At 71.3% G+C, this 635-nt stretch carries 1 protein-coding gene; it reads left to right on the top strand.

What is annotated here, in order from left to right:
• Window positions 1-620 (top strand): RICIN domain-containing protein (locus tag CCN29_RS33470; protein WP_143661455.1); only part of this gene is annotated, 620 nt, incomplete at its 5' end.
• Window positions 621-635: the final 15 nt, after the last annotated feature.

Here is a 635-nt window from a genome sequence, read left to right as displayed (position 1 = left end):
CCCCCGTCCGCATCACCGCCGACGCCCGCCGGATCGCCGAGTGGACCGCCGACGACGAGCACGTCGTCACCCCCCTCCAGGACAGCCCCGCCCGCAGCGAGGCCCCGGTGGAACGCGTCACGCTGATCCCGATGGGCGCGGCCCGGCTGCGGATCACCGCCTTCCCCACGGCGTCCCCGGACGGACGGCCCTGGACGCCCGAGCCGCCGTACCGGCGCATCGAGAACCGGAACAGCGGCAAGGTCCTCGCCGTGGACGGCATGTCCACCGAGGACAGCGCCCGTGTGGTGCAGTTCGCGAACACCGGCACCGGCGATCACGCCTGGCAGCTCGTCGACCAGGGGGAGGGCTGGTACCTCGTCCGCAACGGCCACAGCGGTAAAGTACTGGGCGTCGACGGCATGTCCACCGCGGACAGCGCACGGGTCGTGCAGTACGAGGACAACGGGACCGCCGACCACCTGTGGACGCTGGTCGACAACGGCGACGGCTGGTACCGCATCCGCAACCGCCACAGCGGCAAGGTACTGGGCGTGGACGGCATGTCGACGGCCAACAGCGCCCAGGTGGTCCAGTTCACCGACAACGGCACCGCGGACCACCTGTGGCGCTTCCTGTGATCTGAGGGGCGGGAG

The sequence above is a fragment of the Streptomyces pseudogriseolus genome (assembly GCA_002154585.1).
In the GTDB taxonomy this organism is placed as follows: domain Bacteria; phylum Actinomycetota; class Actinomycetes; order Streptomycetales; family Streptomycetaceae; genus Streptomyces; species Streptomyces pseudogriseolus.
The sequence above is the reverse complement of the archived record's forward strand: the minus strand, read 5'-3'. Positions and strand labels throughout refer to the sequence as shown.